Raw genomic sequence first — 834 nt, 5'->3', positions numbered from 1 at the left:
CAAAGACGAAGACATCAGACCGTGGCAATCTTAGTCTTTTATCCGCTGAATGTGGTTATAAGTTTACATCCACTTTCACTAAATTCTTCTCTTCCTTGTTAATTCCGATATATTTGAATGTCTCTGATGGGGAATGATGATTATAGATATCCATTAAGATGGAAATCGCAATTCCTTTTAGGTAGGCGTGATAACCAAATGTTTTCCGAAGTGTGTGCATGCCAATTTTTCCGGGAATTCCAACCTCTTTAGCAGCATGATTTATGATCCGATAAGCCTGTTGTCTGGAGATTGGCTGATTATCTTTTTTTGATTTAAATAAAAAATCACTGCCTTCATGTTCAATCGTTCGTAAATACTCACCTAGTTCAATCTTTATCCGATTGTTTAAATAATAAGCTTTTACTTCCTCGTTTGTTGCTTCCTTCACATACAAGAATTCTTTCATTCCCGACTTATCCCACAAGTCCCCGACACGTAATGAGAGCAAATCACTTATATTAATCCCTGTATTTATCCCGAATACAAAAAGCAATAGATCTCTTTGGGACTGATTTCTTAAAACGTCTTTCATTTCATTTATTTTATTTACGTCCCGTATTGGATCGACAAACTCCATTCGTTTATCCTCCCGCTAATGTTACATAACATAAAACTAACACAGATTAAGTTACATGACAAGAAAATTGCTTACAAATTCATTGAAGAAAGTTTTCCCTGTTTTGTTTGGAATATTAGTAAAGCTATGAATAACCATCTCAAATTCTATCTAATAAAAGGATTATTTTATTTAAAGCAGGGCAAATTATAAAAAATCTTTTTAACTTTATTCAG

1 protein-coding gene is annotated in these 834 nt (G+C 33.5%); it reads right to left on the bottom strand.

Annotated features, from left to right (window positions below; translation table 11 throughout):
* Positions 1 to 55: 55 nt before the first annotated feature.
* Complete coding sequence (locus V7147_RS09785; protein WP_335367670.1) at positions 56 to 619, bottom strand: tyrosine-type recombinase/integrase; 564 nt, start codon at positions 617 to 619, stop codon at positions 56 to 58.
* Between the last annotated feature and the right edge of the window lie 215 nt (positions 620 to 834).

The organism is Bacillus sp. JJ1521 (assembly GCF_036965165.1).
Classification (GTDB): domain Bacteria; phylum Bacillota; class Bacilli; order Bacillales; family Bacillaceae_L; genus Ferdinandcohnia.
This window is presented reverse-complemented; position numbering and strand designations above follow the sequence as displayed.

Coding starts and splice junctions, on each gene's coding strand:
- V7147_RS09785 (WP_335367670.1), bottom strand. CDS start 619: ATGGAGTTTGTCGATCCAATACGGGACGTAAATAAAATAAATGAAATG.